Below are 24,447 nucleotides of genomic sequence, written 5' to 3'. Positions count from 1 at the left end.
CGGGGTTTTTTGTCCGGTGCACTACCTGGCCGGGTCAGCCAAGCCAAACGGCAAGCGTCAGCAACAGAAGCAGCAGCATCCACAACAGCACGGCACGCCACACGAGCCCCACGGCGGCCTGCAGCGTGCGAGGCGTACATTCGCTTCCCACCGGCAAGACCGCGTCGTCCCCCTGATTGAGCGCATCGACACTGGACACTTCCGCGAGCGGCCCGGTCAGCCGTGCACCCAGGGCTCCACTGCCGGCCGCCAGCAGAATGCCTTCGTTTTCGTTAGGCCATTGCTTGGCATAGTGGCGCCAGGCGTAGATCGCGTCTTCAAAGTTGCCGACGATGGCAAAGCCGATGGCTGTCAGACGTGCCGGTACCCAGTCGATGACGTAGAACGCCTTGCGCGCAAAAGCGCCGAACGCGGGGCTGCGATCCGGTGCGGGTTCGGTCCAGCGCCGCGACAGGTATTCAGCCAGTCGGTACAGCACTGCCCCCGCAGGCCCGATGGGCATCAGGAACCAGAAGAACACGCCAAAGACATGTCGATGCGATGCGATAACCGCATGCAGCAGCGTGTGACGCACAATCTCGTCGACCGGCATGTCGACCGTATCGATGCCGATCCATTGACGCAGGATCTCGCGCGCCTCACTGACGTTGTCGTTGTTCAGCGCGACGTGAATGTCGGTGAAATAGTGACTGAACTGTCGAAATCCCATCGTCAGATACACGATGAGTACGTTCCACGCGAAGCCGAGGAAGATGTTGACCCGCATGAGCAGGTAGTAGACCACGGCGACAACCAGGACGAACGGCAGCACGACGACCAGCCACGCAAGCACGCCATGACGCGGTTGCCCGGCATCGAACGTTTGCGACGTATGCGTCGCATGGGAGCGAATCAGGTTGTAGACCGGGTTTTGCGTGGAGAGGGCACGCACCTGCTCGAGGATCAGCGCGAGGAGTACTGAAAAGAATGTCATGCGTGCGATCAGATCATCGGACGGAATGGTGTAACGATAGCACAGCTAGCCGGGAATGCCCGTCCCATGCGGCCTGGCGCCGCGCGGCATCGTCAGGCAGACAACCTGCGCAAACGCGCGTTACGTCGCGTCAGGCCCGCAAAAGCTGGTAGAAGTTTCGCAGCATGCCTGCCGTCGCGCCCCAGATGAAATACTCCCCTCCGGCCGGCTTGGGGTAGGGCATCGCGTAAAAGCGCCGCTCCCCGACCTGGTAATGGAACACACGAATCTGGTGATGCGCGGGATCCATCAGGAATGCGAGCGGCACCTCGAATATCTCGTCCACCTCACCGACGTCCGCTACCAGATCGAACGGCGGCTTGACCAGACCGACCACGGGCGCGACACGGAAACCGGTCCCCGTCACGTAATCCGGCAGACGCCCGATCACTTCCACCGCGCGCGAATCGAGGCCGATTTCCTCGCGCGATTCGCGCAAGGCCGTCGCGATCAACGACGGATCGTCGGGTTCGCGACTGCCCCCCGGAAAGCTGACTTGCCCGGCATGCGTGCTCAGGTGCTGCGTTCGGCGCGTGAGCAGTACGGTAGTGCCATGCGGGCGCATGACGATCGGCACCAGCACAGCGGCGGCGCGAGGCGTAAACAACGACGGGGAAATCAACTCGATGTTGCCGGTCTCCGGCGTCCAGACCGGTGGGCTGGCGAGACGATCGCGCAACGCCTCTGGCGTCAGCCGCTCCGCCGGCACCGGCTCACCCTCGCCCGTCGAGACGATGGGTAACGCTTCTGGATGCAGGATGAGAGGTGGCGCCACGTAGACCTTTGAACGATGAGCAACCTCGCTATTTTAGCGAGGAAGCAAAAAATGCGTGCACGCGAAGAAAATGCCAATTCCATGGCAATTCCCCGCATACCCCCATCATGACGCACCGCCACATCGACGCCACGCCGCCACGCCGCCATGCCGGGCCCATGACGAAAAAAGCACCCCGAAGGGTGCTTTTTCCATGCGGCTTTGGCTGCGCCCGGCCACGAGGTCGCCAGGCGTAGCGGCGTCCGGCTTACTCGGCGGCAGCAGGCTTGCTCTTGAACGAGAGCTTTTCCTTGATACGTGCCGACTTGCCCGAACGCTCACGCAGGTAGTACAGCTTGGCGCGACGAACGTCACCGCGACGCTTGACTTCGATACTGGCGATCAGCGGCGAGTACGTTTGGAACGTACGCTCAACACCTTCACCCGACGAAATCTTGCGCACGATGAAACCCGAGTTCAGGCCACGGTTACGCTTGGCGATCACAACGCCTTCGTAAGCCTGAACGCGCTTGCGGTTACCTTCAACCACGTTCACGTTGACGATCACGGTGTCGCCCGGGGCGAATTCGGGGATCGTCTTGTTCGCGGTCAAACGCGCGATTTCTTCCTGCTCGATCTTGGCGATCAGATTCATTTACCACTCCTAGTGCCATCGTATCGGCGTTCCATACCGGCACCACGCCGGCCCCGACAGAGGATGGGTTCAAACCGAGTGCCGTCCCCATGACGACACCCGCTGCCTAGCCGGCCGACGCATCATTCGCATCGGCCTTCAGGCTTGCAAGCCATGCCTCGTCGGCACGACTCAACAAACCGTTGGCACGCGCGCTCTCGATCAGGTCGGGGCGCTTGCGCCAGGTATTGGTCAACGCCTCGCGGCGTCGCCACTTCTCGATCTCGGCATGGTGCCCGCCCAGCAACACATCGGGCACCCGCACACCTTCGTACTCTTCCGGACGCGTGTAATGCGGGCAATCGAGCAAGCCGTTGACGAAACTGTCCTGCTGCGCCGACTGCTCGTCGTTCAGTGCGCCCGGCAGGAGCCGGATCACCGAATCCATCAGCGCCATCGCAGGCAGCTCACCGCCCGACAGCACGAAGTCGCCAACGCTGACTTCCTCGTCCACCACACGATCGATCAAACGCTGATCGATGGCTTCATAACGTCCGCAAAGCAGGATCAGTCCCTGCTCCTGCTCGCTGAGCTCGACCACACGACGATGTGTCAGCGGCTTGCCCTGCGGCGACATCAGCAACACGCGAGCCCGCGGCACGCCGGCTTCGGCTTGCGCGGCCTTCGCGGCGGCGATCGCGTCGTCGAGTGGCTTGGCCAGCATCACCATGCCCGGGCCGCCACCATAGGGGCGATCGTCGATCGTGCGGTAATTGTTGTGCGTGAAATCACGCGGATTCCAAAACCGCAGACCGTAGCGCGACTGCTTCAGCGCCCGGCTGGTGACGCCCCAGTCGGTCAGCGCCCGAAACATCTCGGGAAAAAGCGTGACGACGTCAAACTGCATCAGACCGGTTCCGTCCAGAGGTGCCCGGACGCAACTGCGGCCGGGCGATCAATCGGTAATTCAGTAATCGAGACCCCAATCGACCACGATGCGCCCCGCTTCGACATCCACGGTCTGCACATACTGGCCGACGAACGGGATCAGACGCTCGGCAGCCTTCGCCGGTTTGTCGTCGGCGGCCGGACTCTCATAGGCGACCCGCAACACCGTGTGCACGCCGTTGTCGAGCAACCCGACAACCTTGCCAAGCGATTCGTCCTGCAAATTCGTGACCTGGGCGCCAATCAGGTCGACCCAGTAAAACTCGTCGTCGCCCGCGCTCGGAAACGCACTGCGCGGCACCCAGACCTGAAGTCCCTTGAGCGCCTCGGCTGCCGTCCGGTTGTCGCTGCCGCGAAGCTGCGCGACGACGGTTCCGGAGTGCGCCCGGCTATACATCACATCGGCCTTGGAATAGGTCGATTCGCCGGGGCGGCGGAAATACCAGCAATCCGCGGACAACAGGCTCTCGCCCTCGCCCGTGTGCGGCTGCACCTTGATCCAGCCGCGAATGCCATAGGCGTCGCCGATGTAACCCAGCTCGACGAGATCGTCGGGCGCTTCGGTCACCGGGGTGAGCACCTGTTCGGCACGTGTGCCGGCGGCACGTCGTGCCTCGGCACCGATTTTCAGCGGTACGCGCTCTCGCGCGGGTCGGGCAGAACGAACCATGCCAATCCAACGTTGTGACGAACACACGGCGATGCCCGCTCCGGATCACTCGGGAGCAGGCACCGCCGTTCAATTCTCATGCCGTCGGCACGCCGACAGCAATGCGTACAGCTTGATCAGTGCAACGCTCAGGCAGCAGCCTTGGCGCCTTGCTTGATCAGACGAGCCACGGTCGGCGACAGTTGTGCACCAACGCCTTGCCAGTACGTCAGACGGTCCTGAGCAATACGCAGACCTTCCGTGCCTTCGGCAGCGACCGGGTTGTAGAAGCCAATACGCTCGATGAAGCGGCCATCGCGACGGTTACGCGAGTCGGTTGCAACGATGTTGTAGAACGGGCGCTTCTTCGCGCCGCCGCGAGCAAGGCGGATAACGACCATGATAAATCCTTGTGAATCCAGAAGTGTTCGGACAGAAAACGCGTGATTATAGCGCAAAACCCTCGTCAAAACAAACACTTCCCCAGGCGCCGGGCGCCCGACGCTCAGCCCCGTCCCGATTGGGCGCGTCGCGCGTTTCCCCGGGGCCCTTGGGACGGCGATGCCGGCCGCCGCAGGCGCTGGTCTACAATGCATCCATCCTTTGAGCGAAGCGAGTCCGGCATGCGACGAATTCCCGATGGACGGCACCGCGTCCGGCGCACCCCGACGACGACATGGCTGGCACGGCTTGCGGGGCAGATCGCCGGAAGCGTCCACCGCGCATCCCCGGTCCATCTATTGGCAAGTGTCGTATTCGCGCTGTCCCCCTCGCTTTCGAGCGCTCGGGACGCCCTCCCCATCGAACGTCTGGCCCTCCCACCGGGTTTCTACGTCGAAGTGCTCTCCGATCAGGTTCCCGGCGCCCGCGGCATGTCGCTCGGACCGAAGGGCACGCTGTTCGTCGGCAGCCGAGGACAAGGCAAGGTGTACGCCATCACACTCGATCCCTCGCGCGCCTATGCGGCCAAGGTGAGAACCATCGCCTCGGGGCTAAACATGCCCGTGGGCGTCGCCATGCGCAATGGCGCGCTATATGTCTCTGCCGTGTCCCGCATTCTCAGGTTCGACGATATCGAGAATCGCCTCGACAATCCCCCGAAGCCGGTCGTCGTCTTCGACAAGTTACCGGCCGACACACACCATGGCTGGCGCTATATCGCCTTTGGCCCCGATCAACGGCTGTATGTCGGCGTCGGCGCGCCGTGTAACAGTTGCCGGCGCGACGAGAACCGCTACGCCATGATCGGCAGCATGAAACCGGACGGAGGCGACTGGCGGGTCGTTGCCCGTGGCGTGCGCAATACCGTGGGTTTCGACTGGCAGCCCGGCACGAACACCCTCTGGTTCACCGACAATGGCCGCGATGAATTGGGCGACGATGTCCCGGATGACGAACTAAACAGGCTCACGCGGGCCGGCGAGCACTTCGGCTATCCATACTGTCATGCAGGGGATGTGGCCGATCCCGAATTCGGGCGCATGAGAACGTGCGAGGCATTCACGCCGCCGATGGCCAAACTGGGACCTCACGTGGCCGCCCTCGGCATGCGCTTCTATACGGGCAGGCAATTCCCGCAGGACTATCGCGGCAGCATCTTCATCGCGGAACACGGCTCCTGGAATCGAAGCCGCAAAGTGGGCTATCGCGTCGTACGCGTGGTACTCGACGCCAGGGGTGCCGTCACGAAACAGGAGGTGTTCGCGCAGGGCTGGCTGGGCGACGACGACGTCGTCTGGGGCCGCCCTGTCGACCTGCTGACATTGCCCGACGGTTCGCTGCTGATCAGCGACGACTACGCGGGTGCGATCTACCGAATCACCTACCGAAAGCCATGAGGTGCCCGGATGACGACGAGCCATCGACACACCCGCTGCTCGCTGCTCGCTGCTCGCTGCGAAACCGCAACGAAACCGCAACGAAGGCGCAACGAAGGCGCAACGAAGGAACTGACCCGCCCCCGGGCGGGTCAACGAGTCACGGTACTCACGGCGCCGTTCGGACACGCCATGCGCGGTCCATCGTGACAGCTTCGCCGTTCCTGCCCTCTGCGCAACTACTCCCATACAAAATCATGAACCAACGCCGACTCTCGCTCCTGCCCTCCTCGTTTGCGACCTATCTGGCCGCCCTGCTGGTGCCTGCCGCCCTGCTGGCCGGTTGCGCGGCGCCCCCGGGCGGCGGTGCCAATCCGGCATCGGCGCCGTCAGGTAACAACACGGCGGCCGCAACCAGCGCCGCCGATCTGATCGGCACGTGGCAACTCACGAATTGGGAGGGCCCGACCAACCTCCCGAGCCTGCCGGAAGGCCGCATGATCAACCTGACGTTCAATGACAAGGGCGCCTTTTCCGGCACCGGCGGTTGCAACCGGATTTTCGGGCAGTACAAGGTCGGTCCCGGCAATGGACAATTGACGATCGAGGCCCCGGCTTCGACCCGAATGGCCTGCCAGGATTCGATGACGTTCGAAGACCGCTATCTGAAGGCGCTGCCCACGGTCACGACCTTTGAACGGCGCGGCACGCAGTTGACGCTTGCCACCTCGAATGGCGAAAAGCTCACCTACGCGTCCCAGACGCTGCTCAATCGAACCGTTGCGGGCGCCGGTGGCGCAGCGAAGACCGAAGACCGCGTGCTCGACGTCGACTCGCAAATGGCCGACTGTGTCGGCGTCGCGCCGCGCAAGTGCCTGCGGGTTCGCAACGCCGACGATTCGGGCAACTCTCCGTGGGAACTGTGGTACGCCCACATCGATGGATTCGACTGGAAGCCCGGCGTAGAATACCGCGTGAAAATCCACGGCGAACCCGTCGCCAATCCGCCCGCCGACGCTTCGAACATGCGCTGGACGCTGGTCGAAGTCATCCGCGAAACGCCTGCCCGATAACCATTCCAAATGAACGCAGTCGCTTACAAATCCAAAACCCTGACCGCCGGCCTGGCGATGCTGTTCGGCACGCTCGGCCTGCATCGCTTCTATTTGTACGGTCTGCGCGATCGCTTCGGCTGGGCCCATATCGCGGGCTCGGCCTGCGGTGTCGCCGGTTGGGGGCTTTTGGTCACGAGCGAGCTGCGTTCTCCCGCGGGCTGGGTGCTGACTATCCTGGGCGCGATGTCGCTGTTCTCGGCGTTCCTCGCCGCCATCGTCTACGGACTTCGTCCGGACGAACGGTGGAACGCCCAGTTCAATACAGGCACCCAACTGAAGTCGCGCTCCGGCTGGACGGCCGTCATCATCGTTGCCGTGTCGCTGTTCGTGGGGGCGATGCTCATGATGGTCGGATTTGCCGTCGCGTTCCAAACCTATTTTGAAACGCACGACACGCCGAACCGCCTCTCGCAGTAATTTGCGCAACCGCCCCACGTGAGCACACCGAACAACCCCATCCCGGATTTCAGACCGACACTCGGCTTCGTCGGTGCCGGGCGTGTCGCCCGAGCGCTCGCAAGCGCCGCGGCGAACGCTGGCTACGAAGTGACGGTGATCGCCAGTCGCCGGCTCGACGCCGCGCAGCGCGTGGCCGATGCCATACCAGGATGTCGCGCCCTCGCGATAGACCGTCCGGAGGCGATGGGGGCCGTGTTCGGGCACGCCGATCTTGTCTTCCTGACCGTGCCCGACGATGCCATCGCGTCCTGCGTGTCGCATCTCGCACCTCACGCGGGCCAGGCTTTGGTCCATTGCAGCGGGGCGTCGGAAGTTGCGCTGCTCGCGCCGGCGGCGCGCCACGGCGCACGCATCGGCGGATTTCACCCTCTATTCCTCTTCGCCGGCCTCGACGACGACGCCACCCGCCTGTCCGGCAGCGCCATCACGATCGAGGCCGAGGGTCCGCTCGATGATGCGCTGCACGCCCTGGCAAGCGCGATAGGCTGCCGCGCCCTGTCCATTCCCGCAGGCGAACGCATGCGATATCACGCGGGCGCTAACTACGCTGCCAGTTTCCTGCTCTGTCTACTGGAAGAAGCCACGCAACTCTGGCACGCGGTCGGCATGCCGGAAGACGCGGCGCGCGACGCGATGTGGCCGCTTGTCATGGGAACGCTCAACGCCGCTCGCGAGCGGGGACTGTCTGGCGCGCTCGCCGGTCCGGTGTCGCGCGGTGATGCCGGCATCGTCACGCGACACACGGAAGCCCTGGCCACCATGGGCGGTAATCACGCCACCCTGTACTCGCTTCTCACACTGCGCGCCATCAGTCTCGCCCGCCGGCGCCCCGGTGCCGACGGCCCGGCGCTCGACGCCATTGCCCGCGCCATCGCACCGTACCTGCCCCCCACCGCCGCGACGTCGGCGCCACACGGCAGCAGCGAATAGTCGCCGCCAGGCACGCCAGCGCCGCCCAGTCCCGCAGTCCCGCAGTCCCGCAGTCCCGCGCCACCCGGCATACGGTCCCGGTCGCCGCCGAAGCCGGGCGCACCCGCTCCCCCCTCAACCCGCCATTTCTCGACACTGCCGCCCCGCTCAAATACTGTACAAAAACACAGTATAATGACAAGCATTGCTCGCGAATGACCCCCGTTCGCGTTCTGAACCGCCATCAAGGAGACGTGCCATGGCTTCCTCATTCGCGCCGCCCTCGTCGCGCAAGGGGCGAGGCGCCATCGCCAATCTGGAATCGCGTTTTTCTGAGTACAGCAGGGAAAGCGACGAAGCCCGTCATGAATCGGACGCCGCCCAGGAATGCGAAGTCAAGTTCGTCACGCAGGTCGCGCTCGAAAATGCGAGAACCATCATCTCGCGCAACACGTCGGCGGACATTCCCTTCGATCGCTCGATCAACCCTTATCGCGGCTGCGAACACGGGTGCACCTACTGCTTCGCGCGCCCCACCCACGCCTACCTCGGCCTGTCGCCGGGGCTTGACTTCGAAACCCGCCTGTACGCGAAGCACAACGCCGCCGAGCGGCTCGACGCCGAGCTGCGCAAGCGCGGCTATCAGCCCGCGATGCTGGCGCTCGGCGCCAACACCGATCCGTATCAACCGATCGAGCGCGAGTACCGCATCACGCGAAGCGTGCTCGAGGTGCTGGAGACGTTCGGCCATCCGGTGGGGATCACCACCAAATCGGCACTGGTCACGCGGGACATCGACATCCTGTCGCGCATGGCGCAACGCGGACTGGCCCGGGTGTTCATCTCGGTAGGAACGCTCGACGCTGACATCGCACGCCGGATGGAGCCGCGCGCCAACACGCCGGCGCGTCGGATCGAGGCCGTGCGAAAACTCACCGAAGCGGGCATCCCCACCGGGGTCATCGTGGCGCCGATCGTGCCGGCACTGACCGATTTCGATATCGAACGCGTGCTGACCACGGCGTCCGAGGCGGGCGCGACCTACGCCGGGTATGTGATGCTGCGACTGCCGCGCGAGGTGCACGACGTCTTCGTCGACTGGCTTCACGCGAATTACCCGATGCGGGCGCGTCACGTGATGAGCCTCATCGAGCAAGTGCGTGACGGCAAACACAACAGCGCCGAATTCGGCAAGCGCATGACGGGAACCGGCCTGCATGCCGAACTGATCCGCCAACGCTTTCACCTTGCCGCCCGCAAGCTGGGGCTCAATCAGGCCAGACCGCCGCTGCGCACCGATCAGTTCAGGGTGCCGCCAGCGGCGCCACCTGCCTTGCACGCCGAGCGCCATGCCAACCCGCAGATGCCGCTCTTCTAAGCACGCAAGCTCACTCTTCGACAGCGATCGTCAGCGTCTCCTTGATCTCTTCCATCACAACGTAGCTCTTCGACTGCACGGCACCGGGCAGTTGCAGGAGGATGTCGCCAAGCAGCTTGCGGTATTCCGACATCTCTCGAATACGCGCCTTGATCAGATAGTCGAAGTCCCCCGAGATGAGATGGCACTCCATCACTTCCGGAATGCGCAGCACCTCGCGGCGGAACTGGTCGAACATGTTGCCCGACTTGTGATCGAGCGTGATCTCGACGAACACCAGCAATGCCGCGCCAAGCGCCGCCGGATTCACGCGGGCGAAGTAGCCCATGATCACACCGTCGCGCTCCATTCGCTTGACCCGTTCGATGCACGGCGTGATCGACAGCCCGACCTGCTCGGAGAGGTCCTTCATGGACATCCGGCCATCCTGCTGGAGCAACGTCAGAATGCGCCGGTCGAGCCGGTCCAGCGTTCGGACCGATTGCTGCTGAACTCTCATTATTTTTTCCTGAATTCAGGCTATATAGATTAACTAAACCTACCAATCCAAGAATAGCATGCGAATTATTACTGGATAACCATGGTTTTACAGGAGTCAACGCAATGAAGGTCATCGTTCTCGGCAGCGGCGTCATCGGTGTCACCAGCGCGTACTACCTGGCCAAGGCCGGGCACGACGTCACGGTGCTCGATCGTCAGGCGGGTCCGGCGCTCGAGACCAGCTTCGGCAACGCCGGCCAGATTTCGCCGGGCTACGCGTCGCCGTGGGCCGCACCGGGGATTCCAACGAAGGCCATCAAGTGGTTGTTCCAGAAGCATGCTCCCCTCGCCATCCGTCCCGACGGCACGCTCACGCAGCTCAAGTGGCTTTACCAGATGCTGCGCAATTGCACACCCGAGCGTTACGCCACGAACAAGGAACGCATGGTGCGGATCGCCGAGTACAGCCGCGACTGCTTCCGCGCGTTGCGCGCCGAGACCGGCATTCCATACGAGGGCCGTCAGGCCGGCACGTTGCAGCTGTTCCGCACCGAGGCGCAACTGGCGAACGCTGCGCGCGACATTGCCGTGCTGGAAGAGGCCGGCGTGCCGTTCGAACTGCTGGACCGCTCGGCGCTCGCGGGGGCTGAACCGGCGCTGGCCGCCGTGTCGCACAAACTCACCGGCGGCCTGCGTCTGCCGAACGACGAAACCGGCGACTGCCAGTTGTTCACCACGCGTCTGGCGGCCATGGCCGAGGCGCTTGGCGTGAAGTTTCGCTATGACATGCCGATCGACAGCCTGCAAGTGGCGGGCGACAGGATCGAAGGCGTGGTGTGCGCCGGCATGATGCAGCGGGCGGACGCGTACGTGGTCGCCCTCGGCTCATACTCCACGCCATTCCTGCGCGGCATCGTCGAGATTCCGGTATATCCGCTCAAGGGCTACTCGATCACCGTGCCGATTGCGGACGCACAACGCGCGCCGGTCTCGACCGTGCTCGACGAGACATACAAGATTGCCGTGACCCGCTTCGACGACCGCATCCGCGTGGGCGGCATGGCCGAAGTGGTCGGCTACGACAAGACGCTCAATCCCGCGCGCCGCGCCACGCTGGAGATGGTCGTCAACGATCTGTATCCGGGCGCCGGCAACACCGCGGAAGCCTCGTTCTGGACGGGCCTGCGCCCGATGACGCCGGACGGCACGCCGATCGTCGGCGCCACCGCCCTGCGCAATCTGTTCCTGAACACTGGCCACGGCACGCTGGGCTGGACCATGTCGTGCGGCTCCGGCCAATTGCTGGCCGATCTGATGTCAGGTCGCCGCCCGGCCATTCTCGCCGACGACCTGTCGGTGGCGCGCTACAGCGGCGCGCCCGATGCGCAGGCCCAACCGGCCTTCGCCTGATGTCACGAACGGCACCTTAGGGTGCCGTTTTTGTTTGGGGCACGTGCGGTCGTGAAGGTGCTCATATTGCGGTCACATCACAACAATGGAGACGCATCATGAAAATCGGTGTACCGAAGGAGATCAAGAACCACGAATACCGCGTAGGCATGACGCCCGCAGCCGTGCGCGAAGTGGTGGCACGCGGGCACGAAGTGTGGATCGAGACGCAAGCCGGTGCGGGCATCGGCATGGACGATACCGTCTACGCTGCCGCCGGTGCACGCATTGCCGCCAACGCCGTCGACGTCTTCGACCGCGCCGAGCTGATCGTCAAAGTCAAGGAGCCCCAGGCCGTTGAACGGGCGCGGCTGCGTCCTCACCACACGCTCTTCACCTACCTTCACCTCGCTCCCGACCCGGAGCAGACTCGCGACCTCATCAAGAGTGGCGCAACGTGCATCGCATATGAAACGGTGACGTCCGCCAATGGCGGTCTACCCTTGCTCGCGCCCATGTCGGAAGTCGCGGGACGCATGTCGATCCAGGCCGGCGCCACGGCGCTGGAGAAGACCCACGGCGGGCTCGGTCTGTTGCTCTCAGGCGTGCCGGGCGTGGAAGCCGGCAAGGTTGTCATTCTCGGCGGCGGGGTGGTGGGGACCAATGCCGCGACGGTCGCCGTCGGAATCGGCGCGCAAGTCACGGTGATCGACAAATCGGTCGACGCACTGCGCCGCATCAGCGCGCAGTTCGGCGGGCGCGTCCAGACGGTCTATTCGACGCAGCACGCCATCGAAACGCACTTGCGCGACGCCGATCTCGTGGTTGGCGGCGTGCTTATCCCCGGCGCCGCCGCGCCCAAGCTCATCACACGCGCCATGCTCGGCTTGATGCGCAAGGGCGCCGTGATCGTCGACGTTGCCATCGATCAGGGCGGATGCTGCGAAACGTCGCATGCCACCACGCACGCCGATCCGGTCTATGTCGTGGAGGGCGTGGTCCATTATTGCGTGGCCAACATGCCTGGGGGCGTGCCGCGCACCTCGACCTTTGCCTTGAACAACGTCACGCTGCCGTTCATCCTGCAATTGGCCGATCATGGGCCGGTCGCCGCGATGCGCGCCGATCCCCACCTGCTGGCGGGCCTGAACGTGGCGCGCGGCCTGGTGACCAACCGCGGGGTCGCCGATGCGCTCGGCCTCGCCTATCACGAGCCCGGCGCGGTACTGGCGAACCTGCCTGCTGCCGCCTGAACGGCTCGCCGTTCGACGCCCTCGCCATCTTCACGGTATTCGGCGATGAGGCGTCGCGGTGCCGGTGAGCGTCCGACGGACGTTCGCCCGCTCGCTCGCGCGGCAAGGCATGCCGATGACACGCCACCGTTGCCGCCGTGCCCCCTGCCCGCGTGACACCGTCTTCCGACAAGCCGCGCCACGCCTTGCGCTTTGGACATGGGCGCACTCACTTCGTTATACTTCTCCCATCTCGACGGCGCGCCGGCGTCCCCGGCAACCGGGCACGCGCCACCGCGCGGCTCCCCGCCCGCCCGAAGCCGTCAATGTCCACGAGCAATTGATGAACGCCGACCCGCAAGAACTCAACAAATTCAGTGAACTGGCCCACCGCTGGTGGGATCCGCACAGCGAATTCAAGCCGCTGCACGAGATCAACCCGTTGCGCCTCGACTGGATCGAGCAACACGTGACGCTTCAGGGCAAACGCGTGCTGGATGTCGGTTGCGGCGGGGGCATCCTGACCGAATCGATGGCGCGTCAGGGCGCACGCGTCAAAGGCATCGACCTGTCGACGAAGGCGCTGGGCGTGGCTGATCTGCACAGTCTCGAAGCCGGACTTTCCATCGAGTACGAAGAAATTTCGGCCGAAGCCCTCGCCGCGCGCGATGCCGGCACCTACGACGTGGTGACCTGCATGGAGATGCTCGAACACGTGCCGTCGCCCGCGTCGATCGTGGCCGCATGCGCCACGCTCGTCAAACCGGGGGGGCATGTGTTCTTCTCCACGCTCAACCGCAACCCCAAAGCCTGGCTGCTGGCCGTGGTCGGCGCGGAGTACATCCTGCGCATGCTGCCCCGCGGCACGCACGATTACGCGAAATTCATCCGTCCGTCGGAGCTTGCGTCGTTTGCCCGCGCCAGTGGGCTCACGGTGCGCGATCTGCGCGGCTTGACCTACAATCCGATGAACAAGCGCTACGCGATCAATCGCGATACCGACGTCAATTACCTGGTCGCGTGCACACGTGACGCCTGATATGTTCGAGCCCCCCGTCCAAGTTTCCGCTTCGTCCTACGGCGCGTCGGCGCGACTGCTCGACGGCGACGTGCGCGCCGTGCTGTTCGACCTCGACGGCACGCTAGCCGACACGGCGCCCGATCTCGTTGCCGCCGTCAACAAGGTGCGCATCGACCGCGGCATGCCGCCTGGGCCTTACGAAACCCTGCGATTGCAAGCGTCCCACGGTGCGCGCGGATTGATTGGCAGTGCGTTCGGTGTCACCCCGGAAGATGCCGCCTTTGCGTCGCTGCGCGACGCGTTCCTTGCCAATTACGAAGCCGCCCTGTGCGTGCGCAGCCAACTGTTCGACGGCATTCCGGCATTGCTCGCCGCGCTGGCCGAGCGCGGGCTGCCGTGGGGGATCGTCACCAACAAGGCGGCACGCCTGACCGATCCGCTCGTGAAGCTGCTCGGCCTCGCCGACGGCGCTGCCTGCGTGGTGTCGGGCGATACCACGCCACACAGCAAGCCGCATCCCGCGCCCTTGTTGTACGCCGCCGAGTGCATCGGCATTACGCCTGCGCGGATCGTGTATGTTGGTGACGACCTGCGTGACATTCAGGCGGGCAAGGCGGCCGGCATGGCCACGGTCGCCGCAGCCTACGGTTACTGCGGCGACGCGCTCGCACCTGCCCAATGGCAGGCGGATGCCGTCGTCGAACGCGCGGGCGCGATCGCCCCGCTGGTGATGCCGCCGGCCTGACGGCCGCGTCATGCCTGCCGGGACCCGTCCGCTGCCGCGGCCGGTCCCGGGTCTGTCCCGCCGCGCGTCAGTGGCGCGGCGCGTGCTTCACTGGCTGCTTACGGGAGACCGCATGGCCGAGCAAGCGAACGATCGCAAACCCTCAACGAATTCCTCCGCGGGCGGCAACCGTCTGCAACAAGGTGTCGCCCGCGCGCAAGCGTTCGGCCGCAACCCCGACGTACGCCGACGCGCGCGCAAAGGCGGGCTGTGGGCCGCTGCGGTCATTGCGGTTTTCGGTGTCGTGGGCTATTTCACGGTGCCTGCGGTGCTCAAGCACTACGCCGTCGACAAGCTCTCGACGTACCTGCAACGGCCGGTGAGCGTGGGCGACGTGAGCTTCAACCCCTACACGTTGCGCCTGGACCTGCACCAGGTACACATCGGCGACAAGACACCGGGCCAGCCCTTCGTGGACGTCGGCATGCTGCGCGTGAACGCGTCGTGGGGTTCGCTGTTTCGCCTGGCCCCCGTGGTCGACGAGCTCTACGTCGATACGCCGGTGATCAATATCGTGCGCACCGCGCCCCAACGCTTCAACTTCTCTGACATCATCGACCGCGCGACGGCGGGTCCGCCCTCGCCCGAGCCGTCCAAGCCGGCGCGCTTTGCACTGAACAACCTCCAGATCAAGAACGGCACGGTGCGCTTCGACGACACCGTGCAGAACGAGAAGCACGTCGTCGACAATCTCCAGATCGGCGTGCCGTTCATCGCGAACCTGCCGGCCGACACCGACATCTTCGTGCAGCCGTTGCTGCAGGCATCCATCGACGGCTCGCCGCTGCACATTTCCGGGCAGACCAAACCGTTCGCCGACTCGCTCGAATCGACGGTCGACATCAAGCTCGACCGGCTCGACGTGCCAAAGTACCTGGGCTATTCGCCCATGACCGTGCCCGCGCAGATCAAGAGCGGCGCCATCAGCACCGATCTGAAGCTGCGCTTCACGCGAGACAAGGCAGGCAATCACGTTCTGCTCACGGGCACGGCGGGCTTGTCGGACGCCGTCGTGAAGGAAGCCGACGGTTCGCCGCTGGTCGCCGTCAAGCAGATCGATGTGAAGCTTGGCAAGGTCGAGCCGCTGAGCAACATTTATCACATCGACAGCGTCCGCATCGATGGGCTCGACCAGCAGGTCACCCTGGAAAAGGATGGCTCGATCAATGTCGCCAAGGCCCTCGCGCCACAGCGCCCCGTGATCAAGGCGGTGGGCAAGGCGGTCGATCAGGCGGCCGCGTCGCCGCAGGCGAGCGAAGCCGCCAAGTCGGCGCCCAAGGTGGCGGCGGAGCAAACGGCACGCCCGGCCACGCCCGCCTCGGCGGCCGAAGCCGCGCAGGCCAAGGCCATTGCCGCCGAGCAGCCCACGCCGCTCGACCTGCTCGTGGGCGAACTCTCGGTCGTGAACAGCAAGCTGCGCCTGACCGACGAGCGCGGCGCGAAACCCGCCAACCTCGCGCTCGAGAACATCCAGATCGGCGTGAAGCAGTTCTCGACGCTGGGCAAGGATCCGGCCACCTACGACGCGTCGCTCGGCCTCCAGAGCGGCGGCTCGCTGAAGGCGCACGGCCAGTTCAGCCTGCCGGCGTACAACGCCAGCGGTGAGCTCGACGCCGAGGCCATCGCCCTTGCTCCCTTGCTGCCCTTCGCGCAGGGCGCTCTGGCCGGCGACCTGAAGAGCGGCACCGTCGGCGCGCAGGCCAGGTTCACTGCGGCGTTCGCGCCCGACAAGCAGCCGAACGTCCAGATTTCGCCCGCCACGGCGACGCTCGAGAAGGTCGAATGGCTCACCGGCATCAAGGGCGACGCACCGTTGCGGTTGGCCAAGGCCCAGGCGAAGCTCTCCCATTTCGATCTCGGGGCGCGGCAGGCCGTGCTCGACGACGTCACGGTGAGCGGACTCGACGTGTCCGCTCGCCGCGACAAGGACGGCAAGATCAACCTGCTGGCGTTGACCGGCGACGGAAAGCCGAAGGCCGCCACGGGCACCGGCAAGGGTGTCGATGCCCGCGTCGGTACGGAGCGTGGGCGCAAGACGTCCGCCAAGGCGGGCGGCTCGGGCGCGCCAGCCGCGAGTGGCTGGCAGTGGAAGGTCGGCAAGGTGGTGCTGGACAACGCGAGCATCGGCTTCGAGGATCGCGCCGTCAAAGGCCGCCCGATCAATGCGCGGTTTGCGCCGCTCAATGTCACGGTGCAAGGCGCGTCGCAGGACATGGGCAAGCCCTTGCAGCTCGAAGTCACGGGCACCCTCAACAAGAAGGGCACGCTCAACGCCTCGGGCAACGTCACGCCACAGCCGCTCTCGGGCGATCTGCAGGTCAAAACGCAGCAGCTCGACCTCGCCGCGTTCGACTCGTACATGAGCGACGAGCTCAATGCCAGTATTGCCAGCGCCCTGCTCTCGAGCAATGGGCGTGCGACGTTCGCGATGAAGGGCGACACGCCGCAGGTGACCTATCGCGGCGATGCCACGCTAGGCAATGTGCGTCTGCTCGACAAGGTGACGACGGACGACTTCATGCGCTGGAACGCCCTGTCGGTGCAGCAGATCAATCTCGCGGTGGGCAGTGGCAAGCCGAACGTGAAGCTGGGCAGCATTGCGCTGTCGCGCTTCTATGCGCGGTTGATCATCAACGCCAACGGGCGCCTGAACCTGGCCGACGTGGTGGGCAACAAGCAAGCGGCGCCGCGCTCGCTTACCCGGGCGAACGAGGGCATTCCGCTCGACGGCGCATCGGCCAGGCCGCCGCTCGACGCCGCGGCGTCGGCGGTCGAGGCCGGGCAGCCGACCGAAGTCGAGAAGAAGGAACAGAAGCCGGGCGAGACGACCGTGCAGCGCGGCCCGGGTTACGGCACGGGCAAGGCGCTGCCGGCCGACGTCCATATCGGGCGTATCACGCTGCAGGGCGGCAACATCAACTTCACCGACAACTTCGTCAAGCCGAACTACACCGCCAACCTGACCGACATCGGCGGGCGCATCGGGGCGTTCGGCACCGCGACGACCGAGCCGGCCGAGGTTGCCCTGCAGGGCAAGGTCAATCGCAATGCGCCGATCGACATCAGCGGCAAGATCAATCCGCTCGCGCCGATGGCGTTCGTGGATCTGGGCGCCAAGGCCGACGGCATCGAGTTGACCAACCTGACCCCCTATTCCACCAAGTACGCCGGCTATCCGATCGAGAAGGGCAAGCTGACGGTGGACGTGCACTATCTGCTCGACCAGGCGAAGCTCACGGCGAACAACCATATCTTCATCGACCAGTTGACGTTCGGCGACCGCGTGGAGAGCCCGACGGCGACGAACCTGCCAGTGCGGCTGGCAGTATCGCTGTTGAAGAATTCGCGGGGCGAGATCGACGTGGACATTCCGATTTCCGGTTCGCTTGAGGATCCGCAGTTCAGTCTTGGCGGTGTGATTTTCCGGGCGTTCGTGAACCTGATCGTCAAGGCGGTCACGGCGCCGTTCAGCCTGTTGGCGTCGGCGTTCGGCGGCGGCGATCAGGAACTGGGCTACGTGGAGTTCGCGCCGGGCAGTGCCCGTCTCACGCCGGACAGCGAGAAACGGCTGGAAACGCTGGTCAAGGCGCTAAACGACCGCACGGCGCTGAAGCTGGACATCGAGGGCCGCGTGGATCCGGCCAAGGACACCGACGGACTGCGTCGCGTTGCCGTCGAGCGGGCCATCAAGGCGCAGAAGGTGAAGGCGATGGTCGGCAAGGGCGAGAGCATCGACGTGGACAGCGTGACGGTGAGTCCCGAGGAGCGCACCAAGTATCTGACGGCGGCCTACAAGGCGGCCGATTTCGCCAAGCCGCGCAACATGATCGGGTTCGCCAAGTCGCTGCCGGACGACGAGATGGAGAAGCTGATGGAGACGAACATCAAGGTGGGCGACGACGACCTGCGGGCGTTGGCGGAGCGCCGGGCGCAGCGGGTGAGATCGTGGCTGGACGGCAAGATTGCGTCCGACCGGTTGTTCGTGGTGGCGCCGAAACTGAACGCTGACGGCATCAAGGACAAGGGGGCGACGACGCGGGTCGACTTTGCACTGAAGTGAGCCATTTGTGTCATAATTGGTCACTCCACGGGGCCGACATGGTTTCGACGTGGGTAGCGAAGCGATTCAGGGCATACCGAGGACCCGTCACCTCGTTAATCAATGGGAAAAAACGTAACTGCAAACGACGAAACGTTCGCACTGGCAGCCTAAGGGCCGCCGTCCTCTGCCTAGTTCACTGACGGACTAGCGTCGCAAGACCGGTAGCAATACCGCCAGAGGTCATACACGTCAGTTAAGCCTTGGCGGCGCCACGACGCCGAGGTCGAAAACTTAGTGGATCGCTGTTGCGTAGCGTGTTCGTCCGCGACAATACGGTTAAATCAAAAGACAGAACTAAGTATGTAGAACTGATCGTGGAGTACTTGCGGACGCGGGTTCGATCCCCGCCGGCTCCACCAAACACCTGGCCGTCAGACGAAAGACGGTTGTAAATCGCGATTGAAAACGGGCCTTCGGGCCCGTTTTCATTTCAGCGCCGGGCCCGTCAACACTCGACGCGAAGGTCCGCATTCACGGCGCTCGACGTCGCCAGCGCTTGTCGATGGCGAGCCAGGTGGCCCCCCGTGCGCTCATGGCTTCACGTCGTGGCAGAATGGGGAACACCGCGCCCCTGCCCGCCATCGGAGTCGACCCGATCGTGAATCCGGCCCCGCCCACCCCACGTCCTGCCATTCCCCGCACCGTCTGGGCGCTCGGCTTCGTCAGTCTGTTCATGGACTTGTCGTCCGAGCTCATCCATGCGCTTTTGCCGATCTATCTGGTGACCACTATGGGCATGAGCGTGGCCGCGCTCGGTGTCCTGGAAGGCGCCGCGGAAGCCACCGCGATGATCGTCAAAGTCTTCTCGGGCGCGATCAGCGATTGGCTGGGCCGCCGAAAGGGGCTGCTGCTCCTCGGCTACGGCCTCGCCGCCGTTTCCAAGCCCCTCTTCCCCCTCGCCGGAACGCCAGCCATCGTCGTCACCGCGCGCTTGCTCGACCGCGTCGGCAAAGGCATCCGTGGTGCGCCGCGCGACGCCCTGGTCGCGGACGTCGCCCCCGCCGAGATCCGCGGCGCCTGCTTCGGACTGCGCCAGTCCATGGACACCGTCGGCGCCTTTCTCGGCCCGCTCCTGGCGATCGGACTGATGGTCTGGTTCGCCGATCACATCCGCGCCGTCCTGTGGTTCGCCGTGATCCCGGCATTCATCGCCGTCGCCCTCATCCTGTTCGGCGTCAGCGAACACGACCACGCGCCGGAGACGCGCCGATTTCGCTCCCCGCTTCGCTGGCAGGCGCTTGGCGAATTTTCCGCACATTACTGGTTCGTCGTGGCAATCGGGGCCATCTTCACGCTCGCGCGCTTCAGCGAGGCATTTCTTATCCTGCGCGCCCAGCAGACCGGACTCGACCTCGCGCTGATCCCGTCGGTCATGGTCGTGATGAGCCTCGCCTACGCCGCCTCCGCCTATCCGGTCGGCATCCTCTCCGACAGGATCGACCGACGGGGCCTGCTTGCCTGTGGCCTCATGCTGCTCATCGTGGCGGATCTGCTGCTCGGGGCGTCCACATCAATCGCGGCCATGTTCGTCGGCGTCGCGGTGTGGGGCCTTCATATGGGATTCACGCAAGGCATTCTGGCGGCAATGGTCGCGCAGACGTCGCCTGCCTCACTGCGCGGCACGGCATTTGGCGTCTTCAATCTGGCAAGCGGCGTGTGCATGCTGCTGGCGAGCGCGATCGCCGGTGTGTTGTGGGATCGATTCGGCGCGCCGACGATGTTCTTCACCGGCGCGGGCCTTGTCATTTTGCCCCTCGTCATGTGCTGGTTCGTTCCTCGCGAACCCGTGCCGACCGCAGAGGCGCAACCGTAGGCGCGCGGCGCCGTGGCGGATGCGACCGACGCCCCCGAACCCAGCGCCCGGCCCGTCCGGAAATCTTGGACCGTGCGGTTCAGTGCGCCTTTGCTGCCGCCCGCTGACGAAACACCAGCAAGCTGGTCAGGATGAATGCCAGCAAGGTGAGCGAGGCCGAATAACGGCTCAACTCGAGTCCGCCGGCGCTGACCGGTTTGTCGAGAAAATCCCCCACCACGGCCCCCAGCGGACGCGTAAGAATGAATGCCGCCCAGAACAGGAAGGTGCGCGACAGACGCGTCCAGAAGTATGCGGCCACCAGCATCAGCAGCAACGCGCCGAACACCATCGCCGCCCCCGTATATCCCAGCCCGGCCGTGTCCGCCGTCCAGTCGCCCAGCGCCGTGCCCAGCGTCTGGGAGAACATGATCGTCACCCAGTAGAACGCCTCCGCCCGCGGCGTGGTGATCGAACTCACCGACACGGAACCCGTCGTCCGGTACCAGAGCCAAAGCGACGCCCCCAGCAACGCCAGGAGAATCGTCGATCCCCCCGCGTAACCGACGCCCAACGACCGGTCGGCAAAGTCCGCCAGTGTCGTCCCCACCGTCGTCGTCGCAATGATCGTGGCCCAGTACAGCAGTGGATGAAACGCCCTCGCCCGGATCTGCGCGGTCACGGCAACCGCGAATATCACCGCGAAGATCGCGGTCCCCACCAGATAACCCAGATTCATCGACATGGAGACGGCGTCGCCGCCCGTCTCCCCCAGGGTGGTCGCAGCAATCTTGATCACCCAGAAGACGAGCGTTACCTCGGGCACCTTGCTCAGCGCGTGCTGGTTGCTTTCACTCATGACGACACTCTTCCCGTTGCTGTGACGCATGCCAGGTGCATGCGCAAATGGATAACAGGTTAAGTTTCGCGCGGAAAAGTTAGTTGCCCCATAGCCCGCCGACGACGCGTCGAGTGGTCCGTATTAGCTCGACTTGGCGTCCTGCAGCCCGAGGAACGGGAACGGCGGCGCCACCTTGAACTGGCCGGAGACCTCGCCGCTGAACGTATTGCGCTGGTCCTTGCCCAGGTCCAGCCGCTTGACGGGTGCGCCCGCGGCGAAGTCCAGCTTCTTCACATCGACCCAGAATGTGTTGGGGGTCAGCGCGGACTCGAAAAAGTACAGCATGCGCTTGTGATCGACGACCGTGCGCCAGCGCGTGGACGAAATGTTAGGCTGGTCCGGCGTGGTGATGCCGAACGGCACCGACGCATTGCGAATCACGCTGAACACACTCGCCAGCGCCTCGACCGGATCCTCGCTCTTCGGAATCGCATTGACGTAGAACGACGCGCGGGCAAACCGGTCCGACGCGCGATTCGTGCCCGGCAGAAACGTCGTGCCGCCAATCTGCTTCCAATAGGTGTTAAGCGCGAGCTGCTCGTCGAACGTCGGCGAATTGGTCATCACCTGATACTGCCGCCCGTGGTGAATCACCTGCCGGCCGTTGATGTATTCGACGATCGCGCTGTCGCCCGTCTTGTCCGACATCGACAGATGCAGCGTCGTGAGACGATCCTCGCCAGGCACGTTGGCCGTCACCACGGTGAACGGCTCCTTCTCGAGCGCCTTGACCGCCTCGTCCACCGTGGCGAAGTTGTCGAGCACGTACTGCGCCCATGCGGCGATGGTCAGCCCCGGCTTCGCGTTGCGGTCGAACTTCGGATATTGCGACTCCACCAGCCAGAGCAACTGCGCGGACAGGCCTTTCTCATTGACGCCATCGGTCGTCGACACGTCGTAGCCGGTCGCGACCACACTGCCGTACTTCGCGGTCCAGCGAATCGAGTTGGGGCCGGCCTCGCCGTTGCGCGCGATGCCGCGAGGCAGCACGTAGAGATTGGTCGCGACATCGAGCTTCCAGTCCATGGAGCGCGCGGTGATCACGTCGTCGTTCGCGCCGAGATACACCACGCGGGTGCAGGCAAGTGCGGAAAGCGGGGAAAGGGCAAGCGTCGCGGCGGCGACAAGACATGGCAGGGTTCTGGCGAGCGTGCGGGGCATGGCGATACCTCACATTGGGGGAGAAGCCGCAAGAATCGTCAGTATAACGATGGAGTGCCCGTATGCAACCGTGATACGCGGCGCCCCGTGTCGCGCGTTCTCGCGCCCTCATCCGCGTCGGCCCGTCGGCTCACTCGAACAAGATCGGGTAGAGCGACGCCACGAGCAAGGCGGCGGCGAAGCCGTTGAAAATCCGTACCGAGCGCGCATCGGTGAGCACCCGGCGCATCGCCACGCCGAACCCGGCCCACACACCGATACATGGCGCGCCGAGCACGCCGTAAATCAAGGCGAGCGCCGCCACGTCGGGCAAGTGCGACGCATTCGGCAAATAGGTGCTGATCGCCCCCACGGCCATGACCCAGGCCTTCGGGTTGACCCACTGGAAAGCCGCGGCGCCGACGAACCCCATCGGACGCTCGCGGGCGCGCCTCGCATCGTCCATCGGACCGGAGCGCGCAAGGTGCCAGGCCAGCCACAGCAGGTACGCGGCACCCACATATTTCAGCACCGTGTGAATCAGGGGGAACTGCACGAAGACCGAGCGCAGCCCGGCGCCGGTGAGGAACACCATCAGCGCAAAGCCGAAGGCGATGCCGGCCAGATGCGGCAACGTGCGCACGAAGCCGTAATTCAGCCCCGACGCAAGAATCATCATGTTGTTGGGCCCCGGTGTCACCAGCGTGATCACCGCGAAGGCGCAGAAGGCCAGCAGTTGTTCGGTCGTCATGGTCGAATGCAATGAATGCGCTCGCCGGTGCGGCCTCGGTCGAGGACGTCAGCGTTCGCGGAGTCACAGCATAGGCAAGCGCGCCCCCGCGCGCCCGGTACAGTTCGCCGATTCCGGACGGGCCTGTACCGGCCCCCGGCCATGACAGTTGCCACCTGCCTTCCCGAGGCGCCACGCCCCTCCCCGTCGAGCATGCCGCCGCGCGTCGTGCGAGAATCGAGACCATTCGAACAACGCGCGCGCCGCGCCGCCGCCCGCTCCGCCGATGCCGCCTCGCCTGCCACCGCTGTCCGCCCTGCGCCTGTTTGAAGCCGCGGGACGTCACCAGAGCTTCAAGCGCGCCGCCGCCGAACTGCACCTCACGCCGAGTGCGGTGAGCCACGGCATCGTCGGACTGGAGCAGACGCTGGGCGTCGCGCTATTCACGCGCTCGCCGCAGGGGCTGACGCTCACCCCCGAAGGCGTCGACTATCTCGCGTATGTCACCGAAGCGTTCTCGCTATTGCTGACGGGCACGCGGCGCCTGCCGACGCCCGACGCGTCTCGCGCCATCGCGATCACGTGCGCGCCCACGCTGGCCTCGCGATGGCTGTTGCCGCGCCTGACCGGCTTCCTGCAGAGAATGCCCGGCGTGGACATTACGGTCGACACCTCGCGTCGCCAGGTCGGTTTCCCTGCCGACGGCTTCGACTTCGCCATTCGCCTCTCACGCGCACCGGTAGCCAGCGATGCATGGCACCGGCTGTTCGGCGAACGGTTCGTGCCTGTGTGCAGCCCGGCGTATCTGGCCAGACACGCGAGCGCCGATGGCAAACTCGACTTGCGCAGCGCCTCGCGCATTCACGTGAGCAGCGCCAGCGAAGACTGGCAAGTCTGGGTCGAAGGCGCCGGAATCGACGATTTCGACACCCGGGGCGGCCTGAGCTTCGACAGCATTCAAATGGCCTTCGATGCCGCCAAGTCGGATCTGGGCGTGGTGATCGGTCGCCGCCCGCTCGTCGACGACTATCTCGCCAGCGGTGCTCTGGTCCCTGCCCACGGCGTGACCACGCCTTCGCAGGGCGCCTATTGGCTCATCTGCGCGCCCGAGATCGAAGCGCACCCCGAATGCGTGGCGTTTCGCGATTGGATGATCGAACAGGCCAACCTGCACCGAGATGAATGAAATTCACCCGGCCGC

The 24,447-nt window shown here is 64.8% G+C and carries 22 protein-coding genes and 1 other RNA gene; 13 read left to right on the top strand and 10 right to left on the bottom strand.

All coding sequences use genetic code 11. From position 1 onward, the window contains the following. Positions 1–34 precede the first annotated feature (34 nt). The 6 genes from PMO31116_RS12055 to rpsP all read right to left on the bottom strand — a co-directional run bounded on the left by PMO31116_RS12055 (position 35) and on the right by rpsP (position 4,398). Positions 35–973, bottom strand: a complete 939-nt coding sequence (locus tag PMO31116_RS12055) for a CobD/CbiB family protein (protein ID WP_150566924.1) — start codon at positions 971–973, stop codon at positions 35–37. Between the two features lie 130 nt (positions 974–1,103). Continuing rightward, entirely contained in the window at positions 1,104–1,787 is a 684-nt protein-coding gene (locus PMO31116_RS12050; RefSeq protein WP_246185264.1) for a CoA pyrophosphatase, read from the bottom strand. Between the two features lie 247 nt (positions 1,788–2,034). Continuing rightward, a complete protein-coding gene (gene rplS / locus PMO31116_RS12045; RefSeq protein ID WP_023873771.1) occupies positions 2,035–2,421 on the bottom strand; it encodes a 50S ribosomal protein L19 in 387 nt (128 codons plus the stop codon). Positions 2,422–2,527: 106 nt separating this feature from the next. Then, complete coding sequence (gene trmD, locus PMO31116_RS12040; RefSeq protein ID WP_150566923.1) at positions 2,528–3,307, bottom strand: tRNA (guanosine(37)-N1)-methyltransferase TrmD; 780 nt, start codon at positions 3,305–3,307, stop codon at positions 2,528–2,530. A 60-nt stretch (positions 3,308–3,367) separates the two neighbouring features. Next, the gene (gene rimM, locus PMO31116_RS12035) at positions 3,368–4,018 is read right to left on the bottom strand and encodes a ribosome maturation factor RimM (protein ID WP_150566922.1); all 651 of its coding nucleotides are present in this window, start codon (positions 4,016–4,018) and stop codon (positions 3,368–3,370) included. A 128-nt stretch (positions 4,019–4,146) separates the two neighbouring features. Beyond that, entirely contained in the window at positions 4,147–4,398 is a 252-nt protein-coding gene (gene rpsP, locus PMO31116_RS12030) for a 30S ribosomal protein S16 (protein ID WP_017234865.1), read from the bottom strand. A 339-nt stretch (positions 4,399–4,737) separates the two neighbouring features. Here rpsP and PMO31116_RS12025 point away from each other — a divergent pair, with 339 nt between their 5' ends. The 5 genes from PMO31116_RS12025 to PMO31116_RS12005 all read left to right on the top strand — a co-directional run bounded on the left by PMO31116_RS12025 (position 4,738) and on the right by PMO31116_RS12005 (position 9,675). Continuing rightward, the gene (locus tag PMO31116_RS12025) at positions 4,738–5,835 is read left to right on the top strand and encodes a PQQ-dependent sugar dehydrogenase (RefSeq protein ID WP_246185263.1); all 1,098 of its coding nucleotides are present in this window, start codon (positions 4,738–4,740) and stop codon (positions 5,833–5,835) included. 236 nt (positions 5,836–6,071) lie between these two features. Continuing rightward, on the top strand, positions 6,072–6,887 hold the full coding sequence (locus PMO31116_RS12020; protein WP_174971235.1) for an META and DUF4377 domain-containing protein: 816 nt from the start codon (positions 6,072–6,074) through the stop codon (positions 6,885–6,887). A 9-nt stretch (positions 6,888–6,896) separates the two neighbouring features. Next, positions 6,897–7,346, top strand: a complete 450-nt coding sequence (locus PMO31116_RS12015) for a TM2 domain-containing protein (RefSeq protein WP_150566919.1) — start codon at positions 6,897–6,899, stop codon at positions 7,344–7,346. 18 nt (positions 7,347–7,364) lie between these two features. Then, a complete protein-coding gene (locus PMO31116_RS12010) occupies positions 7,365–8,318 on the top strand; it encodes a Rossmann-like and DUF2520 domain-containing protein (RefSeq protein WP_150566918.1) in 954 nt (317 codons plus the stop codon). Positions 8,319–8,556: 238 nt separating this feature from the next. Then, positions 8,557–9,675: a PA0069 family radical SAM protein gene (locus tag PMO31116_RS12005; RefSeq protein WP_150566917.1), complete on the top strand. Its 1,119-nt coding sequence runs from the start codon at positions 8,557–8,559 to the stop codon at positions 9,673–9,675. Positions 9,676–9,685: 10 nt separating this feature from the next. On the opposite strand, the gene PMO31116_RS12000 is transcribed toward PMO31116_RS12005, so the two are convergent. Continuing rightward, positions 9,686–10,174 carry an Lrp/AsnC ligand binding domain-containing protein gene (locus PMO31116_RS12000; protein WP_023596783.1) on the bottom strand — a complete coding sequence of 163 codons (489 nt, stop codon included), beginning with the start codon at positions 10,172–10,174 and terminating at the stop codon, positions 9,686–9,688. A 104-nt stretch (positions 10,175–10,278) separates the two neighbouring features. On the opposite strand from PMO31116_RS12000, the gene PMO31116_RS11995 reads away from it, so the two are divergent. From PMO31116_RS11995 to PMO31116_RS11965, 7 genes are all read left to right on the top strand, one after another. Continuing rightward, entirely contained in the window at positions 10,279–11,565 is a 1,287-nt protein-coding gene (locus tag PMO31116_RS11995) for a D-amino acid dehydrogenase (RefSeq protein WP_150566916.1), read from the top strand. A gap of 98 nt (positions 11,566–11,663) precedes the next feature. Further along, on the top strand, positions 11,664–12,797 hold the full coding sequence (gene ald / locus PMO31116_RS11990) for an alanine dehydrogenase (RefSeq protein ID WP_150566915.1): 1,134 nt from the start codon (positions 11,664–11,666) through the stop codon (positions 12,795–12,797). Between the two features lie 322 nt (positions 12,798–13,119). Continuing rightward, entirely contained in the window at positions 13,120–13,815 is a 696-nt protein-coding gene (gene ubiG / locus PMO31116_RS11985) for a bifunctional 2-polyprenyl-6-hydroxyphenol methylase/3-demethylubiquinol 3-O-methyltransferase UbiG (RefSeq protein WP_150566914.1), read from the top strand. Position 13,816: 1 nt separating this feature from the next. Then, positions 13,817–14,542, top strand: a complete 726-nt coding sequence (locus PMO31116_RS11980) for an HAD-IA family hydrolase (RefSeq protein ID WP_150566913.1) — start codon at positions 13,817–13,819, stop codon at positions 14,540–14,542. A gap of 112 nt (positions 14,543–14,654) precedes the next feature. Further along, entirely contained in the window at positions 14,655–18,641 is a 3,987-nt protein-coding gene (locus PMO31116_RS11975) for a DUF748 domain-containing protein (protein ID WP_174971232.1), read from the top strand. A 29-nt stretch (positions 18,642–18,670) separates the two neighbouring features. Further along, positions 18,671–19,042: a transfer-messenger RNA gene (gene ssrA, locus PMO31116_RS11970) on the top strand. Between the two features lie 194 nt (positions 19,043–19,236). After that, entirely contained in the window at positions 19,237–20,496 is a 1,260-nt protein-coding gene (locus PMO31116_RS11965; RefSeq protein ID WP_150566911.1) for an MFS transporter, read from the top strand. A gap of 79 nt (positions 20,497–20,575) precedes the next feature. Here the strand turns inward: PMO31116_RS11965 and PMO31116_RS11960 are convergent, their stop codons facing one another. From PMO31116_RS11960 to PMO31116_RS11950, 3 genes are all read right to left on the bottom strand, one after another. Then, positions 20,576–21,334 carry a COG4705 family protein gene (locus PMO31116_RS11960; RefSeq protein ID WP_150566910.1) on the bottom strand — a complete coding sequence of 253 codons (759 nt, stop codon included), beginning with the start codon at positions 21,332–21,334 and terminating at the stop codon, positions 20,576–20,578. A gap of 123 nt (positions 21,335–21,457) precedes the next feature. Next, positions 21,458–22,537 carry a linear amide C-N hydrolase gene (locus PMO31116_RS11955; protein ID WP_150566909.1) on the bottom strand — a complete coding sequence of 360 codons (1,080 nt, stop codon included), beginning with the start codon at positions 22,535–22,537 and terminating at the stop codon, positions 21,458–21,460. Positions 22,538–22,667: 130 nt separating this feature from the next. After that, complete coding sequence (locus tag PMO31116_RS11950; protein ID WP_150566908.1) at positions 22,668–23,267, bottom strand: LysE family translocator; 600 nt, start codon at positions 23,265–23,267, stop codon at positions 22,668–22,670. 265 nt (positions 23,268–23,532) lie between these two features. On the opposite strand from PMO31116_RS11950, the gene PMO31116_RS11945 reads away from it, so the two are divergent. Continuing rightward, positions 23,533–24,432: a LysR substrate-binding domain-containing protein gene (locus PMO31116_RS11945; RefSeq protein WP_150566907.1), complete on the top strand. Its 900-nt coding sequence runs from the start codon at positions 23,533–23,535 to the stop codon at positions 24,430–24,432. Positions 24,433–24,447 lie beyond the last annotated feature (15 nt).

Source organism: Pandoraea morbifera, from assembly GCF_902459575.1.
Lineage (GTDB): Bacteria > Pseudomonadota > Gammaproteobacteria > Burkholderiales > Burkholderiaceae > Pandoraea > Pandoraea morbifera.
The sequence above is the reverse complement of the archived record's forward strand: the minus strand, read 5'-3'. Positions and strand labels throughout refer to the sequence as shown.